This window comes from Bacillus sp. FSL R9-9410 (genome assembly GCF_038050385.1).
GTDB lineage: Bacteria > Bacillota > Bacilli > Bacillales > Bacillaceae_G > Bacillus_A > Bacillus_A cereus_U.
Genome location: NZ_JBBOTV010000001.1, coordinates 2,515,836 through 2,538,670 on the forward strand (window position 1 = coordinate 2,515,836; position 22,835 = coordinate 2,538,670).

Consider the following 22,835-nt stretch of genomic DNA (forward strand, 5'->3'; position numbering starts at 1 on the left):
GATTTACAAATCTAAATTTTAAACCAAAACAGAAATTAGCTAGTTTTCATTAACTGTCTGATAAAGATTGTCCCACATGGATATTTTGTAAACTTTCAGTAGTAACGAACATATTCGCTGCTGGCATTTGTACTTGATTTTTATGGAACATAGACATTAATTCAAATCTTACTTGCCTTGAAATTTCAAAATAATCTTCTGGCCTAACCAAACCTGTAATACAAAATTCATATCCAACATATTTAAGGTTAGGATTTAAGTCTGTAACACCAATATATTTAAATGGTTCAACAACCTCATCCTCTACTCTATAAAGACTTTGATCCAATTTTTCATTACACATAACACAGACCTCTTCTAACAATTCCTTAACTCTTGTAGGATCTTCTTGATAACTTACCGTGATGCGTTCAATAACTCGCATCCATCCTTTATTAAAATTTTGTATCGTTCTAATCTCTCCGTGTGGTATGGTAAGGAGTTTTCCTGACCATTCACGAATTTGCATAAAACGAATACTAATTTCCTCAATGGTTCCTGAATTTGTTCCGTTAAAAGTAACAAAATCGCCAACACGAAACTCTTTGTCCGCTAATCTTGCAAAGCCTAATATGACATCTTTTAGCATCTGTTGTGCAGCAAAACCGATGACAACTCCCGCTATCCCTGCACCTGCAATAATACTTTTTATATCTACAAATTGACTAATTAAATATATGATCAGACTGATGATAATGATATATCTAAAAATAGATCGAATTACACTTTGAATCGTCTGCTCTACCTCTTCATCAAAAAAGCTTGATTTTTTAAAAAACCAATCAATAATGCGATTTATAACAAAAGAAATAATGATAAGAACTAAAGCAAATAGTAAAAACCTTAAAAGTAAAAACTCCCTTACATAATTAAAAAACTCTTCAGTATACGTTAATAAACTCATCCATCCACTTCCTTACTAATGAAAATTTCATACAGAGCTACTTTATTTTAAATACGCATTTATCATCTCAACACTTGTTTTCGAAACATCTTTCATCCTGATTTTAAATCGTACTTTCTTAACTATGTATTTGTATTCATTGTTCCTCTTCAACAATATAACCCTTTAATCAATCTTTCAACTTCAGATGTTCTTTTCTATTTACTATAACCGATACGATAAACTTAACTAAATCTATACAATTCAATCAAATTTACACAAGTTAGTGCTTCAAAGTGTTCTCGCAACCCCGAAGGGACGAGGGGTATAACACTCCACACGAGGCAGTATCGTTACCTCATATTATCAAGCATTTATTTTACCCATCTTGATAAATTTATCGAAGCATTTAAATCCCTATCGTGATGGCTATTGCATTGAACACAGTCCCATTCACGAATCTTTAAACTCCACTGTCCTTCTGATTGAACTGAATGGTCGTATTTAACTCCGCAACATGAGCAAATCTTGCTTGAAGCGAACCATTTATCAGCTTTTACATATGCAATGCCGTACTTCTCGCACTTATATGACAAACATTGAAAGAAGAAGTTTAATTTTTGAAATGAAAATGCTTTCGATAGTTTTTTGTTTTTTAACAGGTTTGAGATATGTAAGTCTTCCACAACAATCCTCATTGGTTTGGTTTTCACCAATTTAGCTGTTGATTGATGGATATGGTTATTTCGGATATTCGTAATTTCCCTAGATAACCGAAGGTGCTCAGTTTTAGCTTTTTCATATCCGGCAGATTGAAATTTCACACCTTTTTTAAATCTCCTAGACATATCTCTTTGCGCTGACTTTTTCCTTTTCAAAAGTTTTTTAACCTTAGCATCTTTGTTTATATTTCGTTCTTTCGTACCATGGATTTACCATAACACATACGTTCGATAGATTAAATGAGATTTGATAGATTTGATTAAATTTATCTTGTTCAACTAAAGGCGCAATCCCTTGGCCAGTTCTCTTATGAACTTCTCACGTTTTCACATGAGCGCAGACTATATGTTTATCTCTTTAGAGATAGAGGATTTTTCCATCACCATAGGCTTGTGATGTACTCTCGTCAGTTATACGAGATAGTCGTTGAACGTTCATCTTATCAATTTTAACTTAGATGATTCGATGTGGAAGACCCATTGTTCTAGTGTTTAGAATTTAACCTTGCACCTTCTGATGAATTTTTTCTGCTTTCGCAACATTCACGCTCACCATTTCTAGCCACGTTGTAGTTCAAACAGCTTTAGGGATTGCCCGCAGTTAACCCTCACTACTAGCCAATCACTTGACTAGCAGGGCTTACTGATTGATATATTTAATTAACTTTAGTTATAATTGGTTAAATAAATCGTAACAGTTAGTTACCCTTTTTAATCCCCTAAAGGGATATTACAATAGAATTTTTTATAAACGACTTTCTTTTAATTCCGCAATACTCACCTCGTTAAAAGCAGACGGAGTTGAATCATTACATGTACAATTTTTTGATTTAAATGAACTACCAGAAAACATTAGTCCATTCATAAAAAAACTAATTCAGCAACAAGTCGTCTCTATTTAAATGTGAAAAAGAGACCTTTTTGAAGGCCTCTTTTTTCACTTCACTTCTGCATTTAAACAAGATTTAAAATGTCCAAGTGCATATTCATGTCCTTGCGCATTAAAAGATGCAACCGCCTTTTCATAAACGACAATTTTAAACCCTTTATTATAAGCATCTACTGCCGTATGAAGAACGCAGATGTCGGTACATACACCTACAAGATGAACTTCTTCTATGCCTCTTTCTCTTAGCTTCATCTCTAAATCTGTTCCAGCAAATGCACTGTATCTCGTTTTGTCCATATAATATACATTCTCAGCATTTTTATATTTCACGCATACATCTTGTAATTCACCGAATAAGTCTCTTCCATTTGTACCCGCTATATTATGAGGCGGGAATAACTTAGCTTCAGGATGATATACATCATTGTCTTCATGTTTATCGATCGCAAATACTACGTAATCACCTTTTTCAATAAATTGTTTCGTTACATTTACAAGTTCCTTCTCAATTTCTTGACCTGGTTTCCCGCATGTTAACGCACCTTTTTTAGCTACAAAATCATATGTATAATCAATATTTATAAGCGCTCTTTTCATAACTACAATCTCTCCTTCTTCTGTTTCACAGTAAACAATAGAAAATTTGTTATTACGACATCGTATGTACTATTCGACATTACAAATAAAACACCTACATTTCCCTCTCAATACTTACCTTAATCCGAGTTTATCATACAATCGGTACACAATGACAAAACATACAGTTCCTATTATCAAGTCATGGATTTGATAACTTAATTTGAATAACCTCTTGTATAGTAAACCAAATTACTGACATCATCATACTAATCAAAACGATACGAACAAACCGATTCACATCTTCAACCTCTTTCTCTTTCGTAGTAGTAAAGAGTAATTTCTTACTATTCATTCGTACTAGAAAGTGAAACAAATTATTCTCAACAACCTAATTCTATCCAAATTAAAAAGTACACTACCACTTTAAGTAATGTACTTTTTATCCATAATTAAGACGCAGGCTTCGTTTCAAACGTCGCTTGATTAAATCTAATGACTTTTCCTTTTGGGTCATTGTTTTCAAACTGAGCTGCGGTAATCGTATGACTACCTGTCTCAAGCGTCTTTTCTTTTAATTGTACTGTTGTCTGTGTTGTACTAGTTACTTGATGTTTATCTGCAAATATTTGATCTACAAATACAAATGTTTCTTTATCATTTTGAAAATTGGAAAGTTCTAATTCAACTTGCTGAATTAAAGTATCCTTTTTTATGAATACAGTTGGTATATTGCCATTTTCAGAAGTACCATCTGGCGTAGTTACTTTTATTTTCCCTTCTCCGATTGGCACTGCTCCTTCAGGAAATACGACCATATTCTCATCACTTGCATTTACAACTTGTTCTTCCTGGTTTGACTGTGCATCTTCTTTTTCCTTTGGAGCACCACAGCCTACTAATAACAATACAGACAATCCAGTGATTATGAATTTCTTCAAAATTCATCCCCCCTGTTATTTCATTATACAAAAATAACTTCTTAATTTTAAAACTAGTCTTTAACACTTTCATGAACAAATATTAGCTTACTCACGATTACTGTACCATACTTTCATTTTAAGAACATTAATTTTTTAAAAGAAATAAATAGTAACTCCACCTTATTCATCATTTTAGCCCAATTCACTAAAGAAATATCCATTCAAACTAAAAAGACATTGCCATTTCAATGTCTTTTCTACATAAAACATTTAGAAAATAAATGTTGTAATCTCATCAACTTCTTTTCGAGAAAGTTTCTTCGGCTTATCTTTCGGAAACCCAAGTGAAATTACCATATTAATTTGTTTTTGAGGCTCAATTTGTAAATATTGTCGCAGTTCATCTTGAGCTAACAATACAGGTCCTGTCATTGGACAAGTGCCAAGTCCTTTCGCATGTGCAGCCAACATTAAGTTTTGTGCTGCTAGACAGCTACTCTTAATTCCTTCCTCTTCCCACACTGAATCAGGAACAAAGGCAATTGGATCAAATATCTTTTCACGAAACTTTGATTCATATGGTGTTGCCAAACATACGATTAATACTGGCGCCTCAGAGAAAGCTGTCGCATACGGACCGAAAGAACGTGTAAGTAATTTCCCTGCTTTCTCTTCTCCATTTTCTGCTGCCTTTGCCGCAAGTTTATGTAATGCATCCCATGTCATTTGTTCAATTTCTTTAATTTTCTCTCGATTCATAATGACCAAGAACTCCCACGTTTGTGAGTTCGTATCACTCGGTGCATAACGAGCACAATCAATAATTTCTTTTATATCACTAGTGGATACTTCTTGTTCTGTAAACTTTCTAACACTTCGTCTACCGTGAATTACTTCTTTAAAATCTTCATAATTCATACATTAAATCCCCTTTTTTACAGCGTTTTCAAAATTTGTCCTATGGTTGAATTATATCATGAAAAAAAGCTGGGGGAATACCAGCTTTTTCCCTCATTATTAATTTGTAACTTTAAACAAACTAATACTTTCTTCATATGCAGCTTGTAGTTTTTTCGTAATTGGTCCTCTTTCGCCGCTTCCAAACTTCTCATCACCAATTTGAACAACAGGGAATATTTCAAGTGGTGTCGCTGTAAAGAAACATTCGTCAGCCTCGTATACTTCTTGCAATGAGAATTCACGCTCTTCTACTTCAATATGTAAAGCTTTCGCTAATGTAATAACGTAGTGGCGAGTAATGCCGTGTAGAATGAAATTATCGGCCGGATGTGTAATTAATTGATTATTTTTCACCATAAAGAAATTCGAATGACACCCTTCTGTTACAATTCCATCTCGTACTAATATCGCTTCTTGATACCCTCGCTCGTTTATTTTATTTTTAATCATGATATTAGGTAGAAGGTTTAAAGATTTTATATGACAGAACTTCCAGCGTATATCCTCTTCTATAGTAACCTTTATTCCTTGTTCCATAGTAGCGGTAGGTCTTGGAAACGAAACAATATTCGCAAAATATGTTGGCTGTAAATCTTTTTCATACACATGATTTCGAGCTTGAGCTCCACGTGATATCTGAAGATACACATTCCCATCTTCTTGAAATTGATTTCTTTCAATCATTTGATGAAGTTCTTCAACTAACTCTTCCTTTGTAAACGGCGGAACAATATTTATTTCCCTCATAGATTTAAAAAAGCGTTCCAAATGTAAGTCTAATAAATGAGGCTTCCCATCGTATAGCCTAAATACCTCATATATGCCATCACCAAATTGGAGTCCTCTCTCTTCTAACGCAACCATCGGCTGTTCTTCTTTCGTGTTTATAAGTCTTCCGTTAAACAAAATCCAATCTTTATGAGTAGCTTTCATTCCTTCCCACTCCTTTATTCCATGATTGGTTTTATTGTACAACTTATCCACACTTAAAAGAAGGAATTTTCTGTATTTAAATACGCAAAAAAAGTACATCACCTATTTAAAGTGATGCACTCAACCATTCATTTATTTCAAAAAATATTTTTCAATATCATCTAGCATTAAGTTTGCAGCTTTAATACCGCCTGCTGTATTCCAAATTACTTCATCCACTTGGAATACTTTATTGTCTTTAGAAGCCTGTAGCTGCTTAAAGAGTGGGTCTTCTGTCCATTCTTTTGCTAACGTGGTTCCTTCGTTATTCTTATCTGCATCTTTATCAGATGTGAAGTAGAATATGTAGTCCCCATCCATATTCGGAATTTGCTCTTTTGTAATTCCTTTTATCACAAACTCATCTTTATCTTGTAGTGGTGGTCGCTTAAATCCAATATCATTTAAAACAACACCTGAGAATGAGTTTTTCTGATAAATACGAACGTCACCTGGTACAAAGCGAATAATAGAAACTTTAGAATTCAATTTATCTCCTAACTTCTCTTTCATTCCTTCAATACGTTTTTTATAATCTTCAAGAGCCTTTTGCCCTTCTTTTTCTTTATTTACAGCTTTTGTATAGAGTGTAAAGTTTTCCTTCCAATCCCCGCGCAATGTTTCAGCATATACAGTTGGCGCTATTTCGTTCAATTGCTCATATATTTTTTCATGGCGCATTTTATTCCCGATTATTAAATCTGGTTTAAGCTTCATAACTGCCTCTAAATTAATATCACGCTCAGTTCCTACAACTTTCGTATCTTTTAACTCTTTCGCTAAATGAGGATACCATTCATCACCAGCACGTGGTTTTGTAGTTCCAACTGGCGTTACTCCGACAGCTAAAAGAGCCTCCGCACCCTCATTTGTTAAAACAACAACTTTTTTCGGTGTCCCATTTACTGTCGTTTCACCCATTGCATGCTTTATACTATATGAATCTTTTGCCTTTACTGATGTATCTTTTGCTTTCTGCTCTTCTTTACCACACCCTGCAATTATAACCATTAGTAACATAATGCAAAGTATAAGCATATTTTTAGTTCGTGTCATATATCCCCCTAGTTGAAATTGATTATCAATAACATTCAAAAGAATAATGCATATCTTACATATTGTCAATACATATATCAGAAAACTTTTGAAATACATATAATTTAAACACTCTTCCCCATTCGAAATACATATATATCCGCCTTTAACCCTCATTTTTTCATTCGAAACATTTGAAAAATCAATGACCATAAGAAAGTAATTATTATTCCAGTCAACAAATAACATAAGTAATACAAAAACATGTCTCCATCTCAGCAATAAGATGGAGACATGTTCAATTATACTTTTCAATATTGATTATATTTAATATATGACGGATCATTATACACCCACTGATTTCCACCAAGGTTCAACCAACCGTTTTGATTAATATATACTAAATACGATTCCGGATTATTTAATTTACGAATAACTGAAGAAGATGTTGATGGACCACTTCTTAAGTTCACATTCGTTCCTTGTATATAAGCGACACCAATTGGACTTCCATCACTATTACTCGTCTTTACAAAATTAATATACGAAGGGTCATTATACACCCATTGTCCATTTCCTAAATCTAACCACCCGTTACTTTCCTGATATACGACATACGATTCTGGAGAGTTGAGTTGCCGAATAACTGAAGAAGACGTTGATGGACCACTTCGTAAATTTACATTTTTTCCAAGGATATAAGCAATCCCCTTCGTTTGTGGTGTTGGCTGCGGGTTTGGAGGTTGTGGATTTGGAGGATTCGGATTTGGGGCTAATCCAAAAATAGCTGCTATTCCGTTTGCATACGCTTGACTTAGATCTTCAATAAATTGTGGGTTTTTCAATAAATTAGCATCAAACGTAGTATCAATAAAGGCAGTCTCTGTTAATATTGCATCCATTGCAGTCTCTCTTAGTACCGCATAATTTGCTTTTTTTTCCCCTCGATCACGAAGGCCGTATTTTGTTAATACAGGATTGACTGCTGCATGCATTTTTTGTTGCTTTTCATATGCGGAACTACTATTAGATAGCGCGTTGTAAATATAACTTTCAAATCCAGTGCCACCGCCACTATTAATGTGAAATGAGATAAAATAATCTGCACCAAATGAATTAGCAATATTAGCACGTTCTGATAAAGAGATAAATACATCACTATCACGTGTCATTTTAATATTGATTGGATAATTTGCAGATAAAATATCCCGAACACGTCTAGCAATTTGAAGTGTTAACTCTTTTTCCACTAACCCATTACCAACAGCACCAGAATCATATCCACCATGCCCTGCGTCTATAACAAGTTTCATATATCTTTTTCGTTCCTTTCTTTATTGTAATAAGCTTCATTTCTACTCGTCCTATTTTATGTTAATTGTACAAGTTCCGTTACAAGTACAAATAAAAAAACCCCCTTATGTAAGGCGGTTTCTATCGCTTTGCTTTAGCCAATTTAAAATGAATATATACGATTGATAATGGATGTAACGTATGCAAAATAAAAGAAATAAAAGAAATATCCCACCGCCGCTATATAGCAACCCAAACTTCAAAAAGATGTTCAAAAGAGGTGGGAAATACGTTATGTTTTGCAATACAAATAGCATACAAAACAAAATTAAAAACACAGGAATATATTGTAATTCATATGGTCTTCTCTTCTTATACATTCTTTTCCGAATAAAAGTCTGGCATAGTTCTGCTACTATAAAACAACCTCCAACTAATACAAGACCAGAAGTTATCGTCATACGTCCACCTACCTTATATTCATATCATCGCCTAATCAATATTCATTATATTTTCTTTACATATATTCCATTTCCCTCAATAAAACCAGATCCCTCTATGAAAGATTTCGCTTGTTCCGTAAACATCTCTTGCAATACTTTTATTTCTTTCACATTTCTCTGTTTCATCATTTCTTCAAATGTAAAATACGTATTTGTCCCGTATCCATAACCTTGATAATCAAAATGAATAATTAACTGTGACAAAATAGCACTCTCTTCTTGAACGCTATAATCTATTACACCAATATATGTATCATCAACTTTCACACAATACTGAACCTTTTTCTCATCTAAGCTGTGTGAATGAAACATTTCTTTTACAGCGCTTTCATTTTCTATATTTACTTTCTCAAACGTAATCATATGTTGTCCATCCTTTTACTATTATTGTATCAATAATAAATGCAATTTATGAAAAAAACCTTAAGATCGAATGCGACCTTAAGGTTTTTTATTAAACTAAGCTATACGCACGCTTTGTTTCTTCGTGGAACTTATTCGTATCGTATTTATGCTCAACATAAATTTGATGCCATACCATAAACGCAAGTACAGTCCAAATTTTACGGCTATAATCGCCTTTATCTGCACAATGTGCTTCCAGTAAGTTTAATACATACTGTTTTTCGATTAAATGCTCAGTTTTGCTTTCTTTAATAATATTTACAGCCCAATCGTGCATTTCATCTTTTAACCAGTGACGAATTGGTACTGGGAATCCAAGCTTTTTACGATCTAACACGTGATCTGGAACAATTCCACGAGCAGCTTCACGTAATATAGCTTTCGTTGTTCCGTTTGCAATTTTAAATTCTGTCGGAATTTTAGATGCAACGTCAAATACTTCTTTATCTAAGAACGGTACACGAAGTTCTAATGAATTTGCCATCGTCATTTTATCAGCTTTTAATAAAATATCGCCGCGTAACCATGTGAACATATCAATGTACTGCATTTTACTTACATCATCATAATCTTTAATTTCGTTATACAATGGTTTCGTGATATCCATATAGTTAACACTTTCATCGTAATACTTCATTAATTCAGCTTTCTCTTCTTCACGGAAGATTTTCGCATTTCCATAGTAACGCTCTTCGATTGGCGTACATCCACGCTCTAAGAAACTTTTTCCTTTAAACCCTTCTTTAAGAGCACCACTTAATGCCTTTAGAACACTCTTTCCTGGGCTAGGAATGTAAGAAAACATTTTTAAAGAGTTTGGCTCACGATAAATGTTATATCCACCAAATAGCTCGTCTGCACCTTCACCAGAAAGAACAACCGTTACATGTTTACGCGCTTCTTTCGCAACGAAATACAATGGTACAGCTGCTGGATCCGCTAAAGGATCATCCATATGCCAAATGATTTTTGGGAACTCATCCATAAATTCTTGCGCTGTAATGAATACGTTATGGTTTTTAACTCCTAATTTCTCAGCAGTTTCTTTCGCAACATCAACTTCACTGAAACCGCGTTGTTCGAAACCAATAGAGAATGTTAATAGATTTGGATTCATTTCTCTTGCGATAGAAGCAATAATAGATGAATCGATACCACCAGATAAGAAAGAACCTACTGGTACATCACTACGCATATGTACTTTTACAGAATCGTATAATACATCACGAATTGCTTGGATATGCTCCTCTTTCGTTGCGCTTGAAGCGTTGAAATAAGGATTCCAGTAGCGATGGATTTCCATCTCTTTACCGATTTCTTTTACGAAGTAATGACCAGGCTCAATTTTATTAACATCAATTGTTAATGTTTCTGGCTCTGGACCATATTGGTACGTAAAGTAGTGTTGTAGTGACTTTGGGTTTACCCCTTTGTCTTCCATTACATGCATAATACTTTTCTTCTCAGATGCGAAGAATGTAGTATCACCTTGTTGTGCGATGTATAAAGGCTTAATACCGAAGTGGTCACGTGCACCGAAAAGTTTCTTTTCTTCACGATCCCAAATCATAAATGCGAACATACCACGAAGGTAGTCTACACATTTTTCTTTCATATGTGCATACAATGCAATAATAACTTCTGTATCAGATTGTGTAGCAAAAGTTGCACCTTTTTCAAGTAACATTTCACGTAGTTCTACATAATTGTAAATTTCACCATTAAAAATAATTACATATCGATCATTTTCATAAGTTAGCGGCTGATGTCCTGCCTCTAAGTCAATGATACTTAAACGGCGGAAGCCAAATTGTACATGTTCATCACGAAAATATCCTTCGTCATCTGGACCGCGGTGGAAAATCATCGTGTTCATATTTTCAAATTGATGTTTTTCTGTTTCTGAAAACCCTCTAGGGTTTTCACATAAACATCCTACAAAACCACACATACTTCTTACCCTCTTTCAGTTTTCATTCTGTCTCAATACTACTGTATCAACCCTATTTATACTAGCATAATCAACTGAATATGGCGACCAAAAACTATAAAAAAACTCGCTCCATTTCACATTTTTAACATTTTTTTATGAAAACATGAAAACTAGGCACTCACCTTTCTCCGCTTTTGTCATATGATATTGCAAATTGATTTCTAGGAGGGAATACCATGAGTGAAGAAAAAAAAGATTCTTCTCGCCCACCGGTTCGTAATTATTTAAAACAGATTGATGATTTTTTCGAACAAACACCTCTTCGTGGCGTAATCACTGATTTAAATCATTTTTTCCAAAAAGGAAACCGTTTATTAACATTCCCAGTAGATTTATACGAAGTTGGTGACGAACTCGTCGTTGCAGCTGAACTACCAGGTATACAAAAAGAACACATTCAAATTGAAATACAAAGTGAGTATTTAAAAGTCTCAGTAAAGGAAGATATACTTGAAGAGACCGAAGAAGAATCTTCTCACAATTATTATCGCCGAGAACGCTCTATTTCAGAAGCATCAAGACTTATTAAATTGCCGTATTTAATTAACAAAAAAACAGCAAAAGCTTCTTATCAAAACGGTGTATTAGAAATACGCGCACTAAAACTTCCGCAACAGCATGATATATTATCCATAGACTAAATACTAAAAAAAGAAGGGTGCTAAGCACCCTTCTTTTTAATCAGCTAATCGCTTCATATCACGTATAATATCTTCATATGGTGTATTGCTAATACCGCTATATTTTTTCATTACTTTTCCATTTTGATCGATTAAATAAAAAGATGTACCGTGCATTACTTGCCCATTCTCTGGTTTATCTACAAGCGATTGGAAATTATCTTTTGAAAACTTTGTAATATCCTCCAGTGAATAACCTGTTAACAAGTTCCAGTTACTTGTATCTTCTGTAAACTTTTGAATGAAAGCTTTCAAATTTTCTGGTTTATCAAGTTCAGGATCTACACTAAACGAAACAAACTGAACATCCAATTTCTCTTCCTTAGCCATTTTTTGTAATTTAGCCATATTAGCAGTCATTGGCGGACAAACCGTTTGACAGTTTGTAAACATGAAATCAGCTACCCAAACTTTCCCTTTTAAATCTTTTGTACCAAACGGCTTTCCTTCTTGATTTGTAAATTGGAAAGTTTCTAAATCCCAGTTTAACGGTTTACGTAATTTTGAACCTGAACTGCTACAACCTGCAAGTACAAATAGACAAAATACAACCATAAGACCAATTAACTTTTGATAATGCTTCATTATTAAACCTCTTTTCTCTTTCCTTAATTTATGTAAGTTATGTACATCATAACAAAAGTAAATACTATGAGAAAATTGTTTACTTCATTTGTTCACGAAATCGTACGAATTTACATATGTTACTTCTTTATTTCAAGCTAATTACTAGACAAAATATATTTTACTACTATTATTTCTCTAACCATTATTTGCGAAACAAAGTTAATTGTTAAATTTGTAAATAAATCTCCCTATTTTTTTACAATCACTTAAACATTAATCCATATTAAACACTGTATTCCTTAACAACATTTCGGTACAATACAACTACAACGATTTTAAATGAGGTGATGTTCATGGCAAAGCGCTATGAAAATATGGATAATGTAAGTACAAAAAAATCAATTCGCTCCTTCTTACGCTGGCGTAAAGAGAGAAAGCAAAACAAAAAAGACTTTTCTTTCCTAGTAGAACAATCACCTGTTAAACAAAGTAAATTTCTGCTAAATAACTTTAAAAAAACGACCGTCACATGGATTGGTCATTCAACTTTTCTCATTCAAACGAACGGCTTAAATATTTTAACAGATCCAGTATGGGCTAATAAATTAAAGTTAGTTCCACGACTTACTGAGCCTGGGCTCACTATAAAAGAACTACCTAAAATCGATATCGTTCTTATTTCACACGGTCATTACGATCATGTAGACTTTTCATCTCTTCGTCAACTAAGCGATGATACTTTATACCTAGTTCCTATTGGGCTAAAAAAATTATTTACTCGTAAAAAATTCACCAATGTAGAAGAATACAACTGGTGGGAAAGTACAACAATTGATGAAGTCTCTTTTCACTTCGTACCTGCCCAGCACTGGACGAGAAGAACATTATTTGATATGAACACCTCTCACTGGGGAGGATGGATCATTGATAATATAACTTCTTCAGAAACCATTTATTTTTGTGGTGATAGTGGTTATTTCCAAGGATTTAAAGAAATCGGCAAACGTTTTTCAATCGATATTGCACTTATGCCAATTGGTGCCTATGAGCCAGAATGGTTTATGAAAGTGTCTCACGTTTCACCAGAAGAAGCTGTGCAAGCCTATCTAGATATAAAAGCTACACATTTCATTCCCATGCACTACGGTACTTTTGCTTTAGCAGATGAAACACCAAGGGAAGCAGTAACACGACTACGAAATAACTGGAATTTACGAATGCTACCGTGGGAACAACTACATGTTCTCTTTTTAGGTCAAACTTTCACTTATAGCCCTATTGTCCCAGATAAAGAACCAGTAAAAATCACAGAAACTTCTCATGTATAATAGAACTAAATTTTCTGAGTAATTTACCATATACTTCAAAAAATCGAAAAGGGTGTTTTCCATGAAAGATTATTTACAGACTCGCTATATCATTAGCGGAAGCGCCTGTATTTCCCTTCTCATTTCTTACTTCATATACACATAAAAAAAGCTACTTGAAAATTCATTTCAAGTAGCTTTTTTATTACTCTGCTAAATACATAAAACCAATTGCTCCTGGTCCTGTATGAGTACTGATAACTGGTGTTGTATAGAAAATCTCTGATTGAGTGAATCCATTCACTTTTTCAACAGCAGCTTTTACACTTTCTGCTAAAGGAATTGCTTTAGCATGTGGAATCGCAACAGCTTTCACCACTTTTCCAGCAGTATCCTCCTCGAATATTTTAGCCAATGTTTTTACAATTTGCCCTTGGCTACGTACTTTCGTTACCGGATTATATACGCCACCTTCAAGGCTTGCAATAGGTTTAATATTAAGTAATGAACCGATAAAAGCTTTCCCTTTACCGATACGTCCACCCTTCACTAAGTTCTCTAATGTATCTACGACAACATATAAACGAGTATTCTTTCTTACTTCATCAATACGTTTTAAAATATCTTCTAGTGAGCATTCTTCTTTTGCCATTTTTGCAGCTTCAATTACTTGATATGCTAAAGCATGTGTAATAAATTGAGAATCAACAACTGTTACTTTTGTATCTGTCATTGATGCAGCGCTATTCGCTGTTGCGACAGTACCGCTCATTCCACCTGTCATATGAATAGAAAGCACTTGGCTTCCGTCTTCGCCTAGCTTGTCATACATTTCTACAAATGTACCCATAGCCGGTTGTGATGTTTTTGGTAATTCTTCTGATTTAATCATTTCTTCAATAAATTCATCCGGTTGCAAATCTACACGATCTAAGTATGTTTGTCCATTTACAGAAATAGATAATGGTAAAACATGAATATCATACTTCTCAATCACTTCTTGAGTTAAATCTGCCGTTGAATCTGTTACAATTTTAATTTTTTGCATATTATATTCTTCCCTTTCGAATACGCTCTCCCTGTTATTATACTAGCATTCCTGATGCTTTCAACAATTTCAAATAAATTTCACCAAATTAATTATATTTTTATACCTAAAATAAAAAAGACAGAGCCTACCTAACTCTGTCCCTGCTGTATATTATGCATTCTTTTCAAGAGTATTTGTTTTATATACATTTGAATAATCATTCCACTTCAAACAACTCTGTAAATATTCACGGAAAGAGTACGAGACTCTTGGGTTTTTATGTTTTTGAATTTTTGCAATAAACAATTGAAGACGAGACTGAATTAGAAACGCTAATGGATGCTGTGTTTGTAGGACAGGGATTTCAAATATTTTAATACAATTCCCTGTTGCATGAGTGAAATAAAAACTTTTCGTAATCACAATATCAATCCTCTTTTTCGTTGGATTTTTGAACTTCCTCCACTTTATTCTTTAACACGTTTTTTAGTGTAGGTTTCCTATGAATACTAAAATATCCTTAAACTGCCCCCGTTTAGAAGTTAATACTTCATTTATATCCACCTAATTCGAACCCTGTCCTATATATACTTTGAGACGGGAGTCTTATTACCCATATATAGCCTGATAACTTCAGTATAACCTTATAAAAATGAAAAGTTTGTCTAAATTTTGGAGATTCTATAATTTTTTTCTTCTATATATTGTATACAATTATGGCTAGAGTATAACAAATAAATTAAAAAGTGCCTTTATAACGAGGCACTTTTCGACTGTGTTTCTTCTTCTCTTTTCTGTTTTCGTTTACTAACTATCTTTGATAAAGCGATACTAATTTCATAAATACAAATAAGCGGTACCGCTACTAAACTATGTGATAAAAAATCTGGCGGCGATATACACGATGCAATTATAATCAACACGACATAAGCATATCTTCTTATTTTCTGCAGAAATTCTGCCGTCAGAAGACCTATACTCGTTAAAAACATAACAACTACAGGTAATTCAAATATAACAGCAAACGGAACTGTTAAATTTAATACGAAATGAAAATATTTTTCCGTTGTAAACATTGTATTAAACATCTCATTACCAATTGTAGTTAGGAAATGAAATAAAAATGGCATGACGATAAAATAACCGAAAGATAGGCCTGCTATAAATAATATAGACAATACCGGTATATACATTAATGTCATTTTTTGTTCATTGGGATGTAAACCTGGTTTTACAAATAACCAAATTTGTATCGCAGCAAAAGGAATTGTACAAACGATAGCAAATACTGTAGCAATCAAGAAAAAAATCCACAACACATCACTTGGACCGAGAACAGTTAATTTCATTGGTAAATCTTTTACAAGCCAAAAATAAATATCCTTCGTAAAAGTAAATCCAATAATTAAAAATAATACAAAGGATAATACTGTATATATTACTCGTTTGCGAAGCTCAACAATATGTTCTACTACGCTCATTTCCCGATCTTCCATCTCGTTCACCACACTTTATTTATCCATTCCTAGAAAAACTTCATCAGATTCTTTTATTTATTTTTTTCTTTCTCTTGAAATGCCTCATCAGTCAATTCTTTTGTTGATTTTTTAAATTCTTTTAACGTTTCCCCTAAAGCTTTCCCAATTTCCGGTAACTTTTTGGGGCCGAATAAAATTAACACTGCTACTAAAATTAAAATTAACCCTGGAAAGCCAATATTTGAAAACATTTCCCCATCCCCTTCATAAGTAGATTCCTTGTCCTACTATTCCATAAGTTCATTTTGTCAAAAAATTTCGTAAACGTCAATGTATCCGTTGTCTTTTATCAAAAAAATTCAAAAATAAAATCAATTATACAAATATCATTTTCTATTCCTTTTGTATATGATATGGTTAAGGAAAATATAACTTATCTCAATACAGTGAAAGGGACTAACATTATGACCCAAAAAATTACAAGAATGACCCAATTTGTAAAAGAAGAAATTGCGAATGCAATTACCCATGGTATCGGTGCCATTTTAAGCATCCCTGCCTTAATCATATTAATTATTCATGCTTCCAAACATGGCACAGCATCTGCTGTTGTTGGCTTTACCGTTTATGGCGTAAGCATGTTCCTTCTATACTTATTTTCTACACTGCTACATAGTATCCATCATCCAAAAGTAGAAAAGTTATTTACCATTTTAGATCACTCCGCCATATATTTATTAATTGCCGGCACGTATACACCATTTCTACTCATTACACTGCGTGGCCCGATCGGTTGGACTTTACTCGCAATTATTTGGACCCTTGCAATTGGTGGAATTATTTTCAAAATCTTCTTTGTTCGTCGCTTTATTAAAACATCAACATTGTGTTATATCATTATGGGTTGGCTCATGATCGTTGCCATTAAACCCCTTTATGAAAATTTAACCGGTCACGGCTTCTCACTACTATTAATAGGCGGCATTTTGTATTCTGTCGGAGCTATATTCTTCCTTTGGGAAAAGCTTCCATTCAATCATGCCATTTGGCATCTATTCGTACTAGGTGGTAGTACAATGATGTTTTTCTGCGTACTGTTTTATGTCTTACCCGCAGCATAAAAAAAGTTTCAGCTTGTATAAGCTGAAACTTTTTTTTATTACTTATGTAATTGAGATGCAATAATATCTTTTGTATGCTGGGTTAACTCTTTAGCATCCATACTTGCATATTCTTCAGGTGTAATTGGCTTAGAAATTGTTAATGTTGCATGAGCTGGTTTCATACGATTTCCATTAGCCTCAAACATCTTATATGTACCATCTAAAGTTACTGGTAATATAGATACGCCAGATTTTACTGCAAGGTGAAAACTCCCTGCTTTAAACTCACCGATTTCGCCGCCCTTACTTCTCGTTCCCTCTGGAAAAATTACGATAGAATGTCCGTTCTTTAACAGTTCAATTCCATCTTTAATTGCCTTAAGAGATTGACGGCGATCGTTGCGGTCCATGAACACACAATTCATTAGTTCCATCCATGTTGGTACAACCGGAAACTTTTTAATTTCCGCTTTTGAAACGAATCCAATTGGCTTATTTAAGTAACCTAGTAAAACAGGAATATCCATATTACTTTGATGATTACTTACAACTAGCACCGGCTTGTCTTTCGGAACATTTTCAAGTCCCTTTACTTCTACAGTCGATCCAGTTACACGCACCATTTTCTTACCAAACCAGTTTGTTGTTTTATACACAACACTATCTTTTTCTTGCGGTGACATCGCATTTGCTTTTCTTTTTATACGCCACAACCTTGGTGTAATCGCAATTACGATTAAAATTAAATAAAAGATTTTAAAAAACGTTTGAATCATACAGAACCCCCACCTATTATCATTCCGACCTTCATTATACTAGACAAACGAAGGAAAAAGAAGAAAAAATGTCCAAACAACAAGTGTTTGGACATTTTGAAGTTTTCTATATTAGAAACGTTTTGCTAATTCGCGTGCATTTACAATTGCTGCTTCTTTAATGTCTTGTGCTTTTTCAGGATTTGCATTCATTCCTTCAACTGCAATATATTCAGTGTCTGATACACCCATGAATCCTAATACTGCATTTAAGTGATTGCGACCGAAGTCCATAGATGCGTATGCTCCTTCAGAGTAAATGCCGCCTGTAGCTTGAATATGAAGTGCTTTTTTGCCTTCTAGTAAGCCAACTGGACCATTTTCAGTATATTTGAATGTTTTACCTGCGATTGATAAGTTATCTAAGTATGCTTTCACTACTGCTGGGTAGCTGAAGTTCCACATTGGAGTCACGAATACATAACGATCTGCATGCATAAATGTTTCTAAGTTATTGTTCATTGCTGCAACTTTTTGTTGCTGAGTTTCACTTAAATTTTCGAATCCTTCGCCTGCTGCAAATTTACCCCAAGCAGCGAATACGTCTGCATCGATTGCTGGTACAGTTGTATTGAATAAATCAATTGTTACAACTTCGTCTTGTGGATGTTCGTTTTTATATGTTTCGATGAAAGCTTCCCCTACTGCCATACCGAAAGAACCTTCTGCTGAATTTGGATTTGCTGTAATAAATAGTACTTTTGTCATTATATTATCTCCCTTTTTCAAATTTATCTTTACTTTGAGATTTATTTTTTTATAGTAAATAACTTACCTTATGTAAGTATAATACAAAAAGTTTTAATGGCTGTCAATAAAAAATAGCTGCTTTTTTTTCGTAAGTTAATAAGTTATATTATTTCAGTTAGTTTTGTATATAAATATTAAGGTTTTAATCAAATAAAAAAACTACCTCCATATTTCATGGAGATAGTCTTCATCAATTACTACTTTTGAAAAACATGTTTCACTTTTTCAGCCGGAATATTACTTCCACCTCTACCTTTTACATCTTCAATCATCATTGTAATGACCATATCAGGTGAATTTAAATCAAACGCAGCGAACCAACCTAGTTCTTTTCCTTCTGCCTCTTTTGATACTTTTAATTCTGCTGTTCCTGTTTTACCAGCAAGAGTCATACCATCAATTTTTGCAATTTTCCCTGTACCATCTGGATCGTTAATTACTTTCGTTAAAGCCGTTTTCAATATATCTTGAGTTCCTTTAGAAATCACATTTTCTTTCCAGGCCTTTGGTTGTTTATCTGTTTTAATAAGATATGGCGACGGAATCGTTCCATCATTTACAATCGGTGCATACGTTAAAGCTAAATGAAGAGGGGTCATTAAGACTTGTCCTTGTCCATATCCTGTATCTGCCATTTGAATATCATTTTTTATGCCATCACTTGCGATTTTAGAAACTGGGAATCCGTATTCAATTGGTAATTTCTCATCAAATCCGAATTTTTTCGCCTCAGCCATAAATTTATCTTTTCCAATTTTCAAAGCTTCTTGTGCAAAGTAAATATTATCCGAGTATTTCATTGCCTTATCAAAATCAATCGGATTTGCATCTTTTACACGTGTTACGTAATAATTGCCCCAAGAAGAATCTTTCGTCCATTTCAGTCCTTCAATTTTCAATTCTTCTTTCGGATCGATTGTTTTCGTTTCAAGTCCAATTGCACCTGTAATTGGCTTAAATACAGAACCCGGAACCGATAATTGTGTAAATCGATTCGTCATCGGTTTTTTCGGGTCATTATTCCAAGCTTCACGTTGAGCTTTTGATGTCCCTCTCGCAATAAGATTAGGATCGTATGCTGGACTACTTACAAGTGCAATCGTTTCCCCGCTTTTCGGGTTAATTGCAGCACTTGATCCAGCCTCTCCTTTCATTTCATTATACGTTTTTTCTTGAACAACACTATCGATAGTTAAAGTTACATTTTCTCCATCAACAGCATCTGTTTTCGCTAAATTTTTAATTTCTTTTCCTTGCGCATCTTCCATGAAGACACGGCCACCTTTTTTCCCGCGTAGCTGTTCTTCCAATACTTGCTCTAATCCAGCCTTACCAACTGGATCATCTGCTTGATAACCTTTCTTTTGAAGCGTTTTTAAATCTTCAGCATTTACTTTTCCGATATAACCAGTAAGATGCGCTGCTGCTTCCCCTAATGGATATGTACGAACATTTACAGGTTTTGTTGCAACACCTGGTAAATCAATGTAGGTATTTTGCGTTGCTCCCTCAGGCAAAATTCCAATTGGTACGAGATACCCTGGTTTTACCCATTTAGCAGCTAGTTTTTGATCAATTTCTTCTACAGACATATTTAACAACTTCGCTACCGTTTCTTTCGTTTGCGGAGCAGCATCCCCTAACTTTTCAGGAATCATTCCGATTTCAGAAGCTTTACCATTCGTCGCAAGACCTTTTCCATTACGATCGTAAACTTCACCACGTTTTGGTTGTGTTGTCTGCATACGCACTTTACTATCTTTTGTCATGCCAGGGAAAATGAAATCAGGAGTCCAATCTATTTTCCAAGACTCTTTATCCCCATCTTTTTCTTTCACCATTTTTGCTTCATGGCCAAAAGTGATTTTACCACCAACTGTATCCATGCTTACTTTAAAAGGAACAGGGCCTTCATCTTTTTTATCTTCTTTTACTTCCCCTGTTTCTACCTTTAAGTCTTTCACTTCAATACCAGAATAAATCTTTTCATATTTCTCAGTAAACTCTTTCTGTGAAATATCTTTTTTTGCATTTTCTGATAATTGATCATACATATCTGCAAATTTTTGTTTATTCCATGCTTTTACATATGTATCAAACGCTTCTTGTGGTTTTTCTTCTTTGCCGCATCCGACTAGCATTAATGCAAAGCAAAGAAAAAGAATCCCCCATATTTTTCTCAACCGATTCTCCTCCTTTTATTACATAGCGTACTTCTAAAGATTTATAGCATTCTATACATGCTAACTCTCATTATAGCACTATCGAATCCTCTCTATAAAGATACATTTAATAATATAAATAAAAAGATTGATGTGAATGCTCACATCAATCTTTTTTTATTGTTGCTTTTCATAAATATGATAATAGTACGTGTACGGATTTTTTTCATCCGTTAAGCCTTTCTCCACAAAAACTTCTTTCCAATCAGTCATATCTATTTCCGGGAAGAATGTATCTCCATCAAACGCATGATGAATCTTTGTTATATACAATTTCTCCACATACGGTAAGAATAAATCATAAATTTGCGCTCCTCCAAAAATAAAGATTTCTTCTTCATCTTTGCATAGCTCAAACACTTCTTCCGCAGAATGAGCAACTTCACAACCTTCAACATGATACTCTCCATTGCGAGTTACGATAATATTACGTCTTCCTGGCAGTGGTCTACCAATCGCTTCATAGTTCTTTCTTCCCATAATAAGCGGGTGACCCATTGTCGTTTTCTTCACATACTGTAATTCACTTGGCAAATGCCAAGGTAATTTATTATCTTTACCAATTACTCTATTTTCGTCCATTGCGACCATAAATGAAATAATCATCTTTGCATCTCCTCTACAATTACACTGCAACTGGTGCTTTAATTGCTGGATGTGGATCATATCCTTCAATAGTTAAATCGTCCATTTCAAAATCAAACACAGATTTCACATCTGGATTTAATGTAAGTTTAGGGAACGGACGTGGTTCACGTGCCAACTGCTTTTCTACTTGTTCAAAATGATTTGTATAAATATGTGCATCACCAATTGTATGAACAAATTCTCCTACTTCAAGACCACATTCATGTGCAATTAAATGTGTTAAAAGTGAATAGCTTGCAATGTTAAATGGAATGCCAAGGAAAATATCACCGCTTCTTTGATATAACTGACAAGAAAGCTTTCCATCTGCTACATAAAATTGGAATAGCGTATGACAAGGCGGTAATGCCATACTTGGTACATCTTCAGGATTCCAAGCAGAAACAATTAGGCGGCGTGAATCTGGTGTTTTCTTAATCATTTCAATTACATCTTTTAGTTGATCTAGTGTTTCACCAGCTGTCGTTTTCCAAGCACGCCACTGCTTTCCGTATACGTCTCCTAAATAACCATATTTATTCGAAAAATCATCATCTTCTAAAACATTCTTTTTAAATAGGTCCATTTGCTCATCGTATTGCTTCTTAAATTCCGCATCTTGTTGAGAGCGAAGACCGAAATCTGTCATATCAGGACCATTATACTCGTCACCTTCTACCCAGCTCTTAAACGCCCATTCATTCCAAATATTATTATTATGTTGCAATAAATAACGAATATTTGTATCACCTTTCATAAACCAAAGCAGTTCACTTGCTACAAGGCGAAATGGGACTCTCTTTGTCGTTAATAAAGGAAATCCTTTACTTAGATCGAAACGCATTTGATATCCAAATACAGATACAGTACCTGTCCCTGTACGATCTTCTTTCTTCGTACCGTGCTCCATTACATGACGGCATAAATTTAAGTATTCATATTCAGCATGTTTCATATGTAGGAAAACCTTCTTTCAATCTTATATGAGATTTATCATAACATGAAAAACAGCGAATTTAATAATCCAAATTAATAAAAATTCTTTCAATATTTCTTACAAAAT

At 34.1% G+C, this 22,835-nt stretch carries 23 protein-coding genes and 3 pseudogenes; 4 read left to right on the plus strand and 22 right to left on the minus strand.

Going from position 1 to position 22,835, the window contains the following annotated elements; genetic code table 11:
• Nucleotides 1–49 precede the first annotated feature (49 nt).
• Both MKX77_RS13065 and MKX77_RS13070 read right to left on the minus strand, forming a co-directional pair.
• Entirely contained in the window at nt 50–943 is an 894-nt protein-coding gene (locus MKX77_RS13065; protein WP_341306860.1) for a mechanosensitive ion channel family protein, read from the minus strand.
• Nucleotides 944–1,296: 353 nt separating this feature from the next.
• Nucleotides 1,297–1,851 (minus strand): annotated as a pseudogene (locus MKX77_RS13070) (RNA-guided endonuclease TnpB family protein); the annotation flags it as partial.
• A 575-nt stretch (nt 1,852–2,426) separates the two neighbouring features.
• Between MKX77_RS13070 and MKX77_RS13075 the strand changes: the two are divergent.
• Nucleotides 2,427–2,546, plus strand: a pseudogene (locus tag MKX77_RS13075) (NUDIX hydrolase); the annotation flags it as partial.
• A gap of 35 nt (nt 2,547–2,581) precedes the next feature.
• On the opposite strand, the gene MKX77_RS13080 reads toward MKX77_RS13075, so the two are convergent.
• The 10 genes and pseudogenes from MKX77_RS13080 to asnB form a co-directional block, all read right to left on the minus strand.
• On the minus strand, nt 2,582–3,130 hold the full coding sequence (locus MKX77_RS13080; RefSeq protein ID WP_341306861.1) for a cysteine hydrolase family protein: 549 nt from the start codon (nt 3,128–3,130) through the stop codon (nt 2,582–2,584).
• A 114-nt stretch (nt 3,131–3,244) separates the two neighbouring features.
• Nucleotides 3,245–3,464 (minus strand): annotated as a pseudogene (locus MKX77_RS13085) (hypothetical protein).
• 97 nt (nt 3,465–3,561) lie between these two features.
• Nucleotides 3,562–4,050, minus strand: a complete 489-nt coding sequence (locus tag MKX77_RS13090) for a hypothetical protein (protein ID WP_341306862.1) — start codon at nt 4,048–4,050, stop codon at nt 3,562–3,564.
• Nucleotides 4,051–4,302: 252 nt separating this feature from the next.
• Nucleotides 4,303–4,950: a nitroreductase family protein gene (locus MKX77_RS13095; RefSeq protein WP_215556222.1), complete on the minus strand. Its 648-nt coding sequence runs from the start codon at nt 4,948–4,950 to the stop codon at nt 4,303–4,305.
• A 99-nt stretch (nt 4,951–5,049) separates the two neighbouring features.
• Complete coding sequence (gene dat, locus MKX77_RS13100; RefSeq protein ID WP_341306863.1) at nt 5,050–5,925, minus strand: D-amino-acid transaminase; 876 nt, start codon at nt 5,923–5,925, stop codon at nt 5,050–5,052.
• A gap of 132 nt (nt 5,926–6,057) precedes the next feature.
• Complete coding sequence (locus MKX77_RS13105; RefSeq protein WP_215556220.1) at nt 6,058–7,020, minus strand: ABC transporter substrate-binding protein; 963 nt, start codon at nt 7,018–7,020, stop codon at nt 6,058–6,060.
• 290 nt (nt 7,021–7,310) lie between these two features.
• Complete coding sequence (locus tag MKX77_RS13110; RefSeq protein ID WP_341306864.1) at nt 7,311–8,312, minus strand: N-acetylmuramoyl-L-alanine amidase; 1,002 nt, start codon at nt 8,310–8,312, stop codon at nt 7,311–7,313.
• A 105-nt stretch (nt 8,313–8,417) separates the two neighbouring features.
• Nucleotides 8,418–8,753 (minus strand): hypothetical protein, encoded by a 336-nt coding sequence (locus tag MKX77_RS13115; protein WP_012260872.1) that lies wholly within the window; start codon nt 8,751–8,753, stop codon nt 8,418–8,420.
• A 45-nt stretch (nt 8,754–8,798) separates the two neighbouring features.
• Nucleotides 8,799–9,158 (minus strand): GNAT family N-acetyltransferase, encoded by a 360-nt coding sequence (locus MKX77_RS13120; RefSeq protein WP_215556218.1) that lies wholly within the window; start codon nt 9,156–9,158, stop codon nt 8,799–8,801.
• A 91-nt stretch (nt 9,159–9,249) separates the two neighbouring features.
• On the minus strand, nt 9,250–11,151 hold the full coding sequence (asnB, locus tag MKX77_RS13125) for an asparagine synthase (glutamine-hydrolyzing) (RefSeq protein ID WP_002148240.1): 1,902 nt from the start codon (nt 11,149–11,151) through the stop codon (nt 9,250–9,252).
• Nucleotides 11,152–11,369: 218 nt separating this feature from the next.
• On the opposite strand from asnB, the gene MKX77_RS13130 reads away from it, so the two are divergent.
• Nucleotides 11,370–11,834 carry an Hsp20/alpha crystallin family protein gene (locus tag MKX77_RS13130; protein WP_215556217.1) on the plus strand — a complete coding sequence of 155 codons (465 nt, stop codon included), beginning with the start codon at nt 11,370–11,372 and terminating at the stop codon, nt 11,832–11,834.
• A gap of 36 nt (nt 11,835–11,870) precedes the next feature.
• Here MKX77_RS13130 and MKX77_RS13135 read toward each other — a convergent pair whose 3' ends face one another.
• On the minus strand, nt 11,871–12,458 hold the full coding sequence (locus MKX77_RS13135; protein WP_215556216.1) for an SCO family protein: 588 nt from the start codon (nt 12,456–12,458) through the stop codon (nt 11,871–11,873).
• Between the two features lie 335 nt (nt 12,459–12,793).
• Between MKX77_RS13135 and MKX77_RS13140 the strand changes: the two genes are divergently transcribed.
• Nucleotides 12,794–13,768 carry an MBL fold metallo-hydrolase gene (locus MKX77_RS13140; RefSeq protein WP_078181629.1) on the plus strand — a complete coding sequence of 325 codons (975 nt, stop codon included), beginning with the start codon at nt 12,794–12,796 and terminating at the stop codon, nt 13,766–13,768.
• Nucleotides 13,769–13,952: 184 nt separating this feature from the next.
• On the opposite strand, the gene MKX77_RS13145 is transcribed toward MKX77_RS13140, so the two are convergent.
• The 4 genes from MKX77_RS13145 to MKX77_RS13160 form a co-directional block, all read right to left on the minus strand.
• Nucleotides 13,953–14,795, minus strand: coding sequence for a DegV family protein (locus MKX77_RS13145; protein WP_016104736.1), 843 nt, complete (start codon nt 14,793–14,795; stop codon nt 13,953–13,955).
• A gap of 153 nt (nt 14,796–14,948) precedes the next feature.
• Complete coding sequence (locus MKX77_RS13150) at nt 14,949–15,200, minus strand: DUF2535 family protein (protein ID WP_002158010.1); 252 nt, start codon at nt 15,198–15,200, stop codon at nt 14,949–14,951.
• A 329-nt stretch (nt 15,201–15,529) separates the two neighbouring features.
• Nucleotides 15,530–16,273, minus strand: a complete 744-nt coding sequence (tatC, locus tag MKX77_RS13155; protein WP_033714706.1) for a twin-arginine translocase subunit TatC — start codon at nt 16,271–16,273, stop codon at nt 15,530–15,532.
• A gap of 53 nt (nt 16,274–16,326) precedes the next feature.
• Complete coding sequence (locus MKX77_RS13160) at nt 16,327–16,506, minus strand: twin-arginine translocase TatA/TatE family subunit (protein WP_002012719.1); 180 nt, start codon at nt 16,504–16,506, stop codon at nt 16,327–16,329.
• A 213-nt stretch (nt 16,507–16,719) separates the two neighbouring features.
• Here MKX77_RS13160 and trhA point away from each other — a divergent pair, with 213 nt between their 5' ends.
• Nucleotides 16,720–17,376: a PAQR family membrane homeostasis protein TrhA gene (gene trhA / locus MKX77_RS13165; RefSeq protein WP_341306865.1), complete on the plus strand. Its 657-nt coding sequence runs from the start codon at nt 16,720–16,722 to the stop codon at nt 17,374–17,376.
• A gap of 38 nt (nt 17,377–17,414) precedes the next feature.
• On the opposite strand, the gene MKX77_RS13170 is transcribed toward trhA, so the two are convergent.
• From MKX77_RS13170 to MKX77_RS13190, 5 genes are all read right to left on the minus strand, one after another.
• Nucleotides 17,415–18,134, minus strand: coding sequence for a lysophospholipid acyltransferase family protein (locus tag MKX77_RS13170; protein WP_341306866.1), 720 nt, complete (start codon nt 18,132–18,134; stop codon nt 17,415–17,417).
• Between the two features lie 111 nt (nt 18,135–18,245).
• Entirely contained in the window at nt 18,246–18,881 is a 636-nt protein-coding gene (locus tag MKX77_RS13175) for an FMN-dependent NADH-azoreductase (RefSeq protein WP_215556213.1), read from the minus strand.
• A 239-nt stretch (nt 18,882–19,120) separates the two neighbouring features.
• A complete protein-coding gene (gene pbpC / locus MKX77_RS13180) occupies nt 19,121–21,106 on the minus strand; it encodes a penicillin-binding protein 3 (RefSeq protein ID WP_215556212.1) in 1,986 nt (661 codons plus the stop codon).
• Nucleotides 21,107–21,262: 156 nt separating this feature from the next.
• Complete coding sequence (locus MKX77_RS13185) at nt 21,263–21,751, minus strand: dihydrofolate reductase (RefSeq protein WP_002158016.1); 489 nt, start codon at nt 21,749–21,751, stop codon at nt 21,263–21,265.
• A gap of 19 nt (nt 21,752–21,770) precedes the next feature.
• The gene (locus MKX77_RS13190; RefSeq protein ID WP_341306867.1) at nt 21,771–22,727 is read right to left on the minus strand and encodes a thymidylate synthase; all 957 of its coding nucleotides are present in this window, start codon (nt 22,725–22,727) and stop codon (nt 21,771–21,773) included.
• Nucleotides 22,728–22,835: the final 108 nt, after the last annotated feature.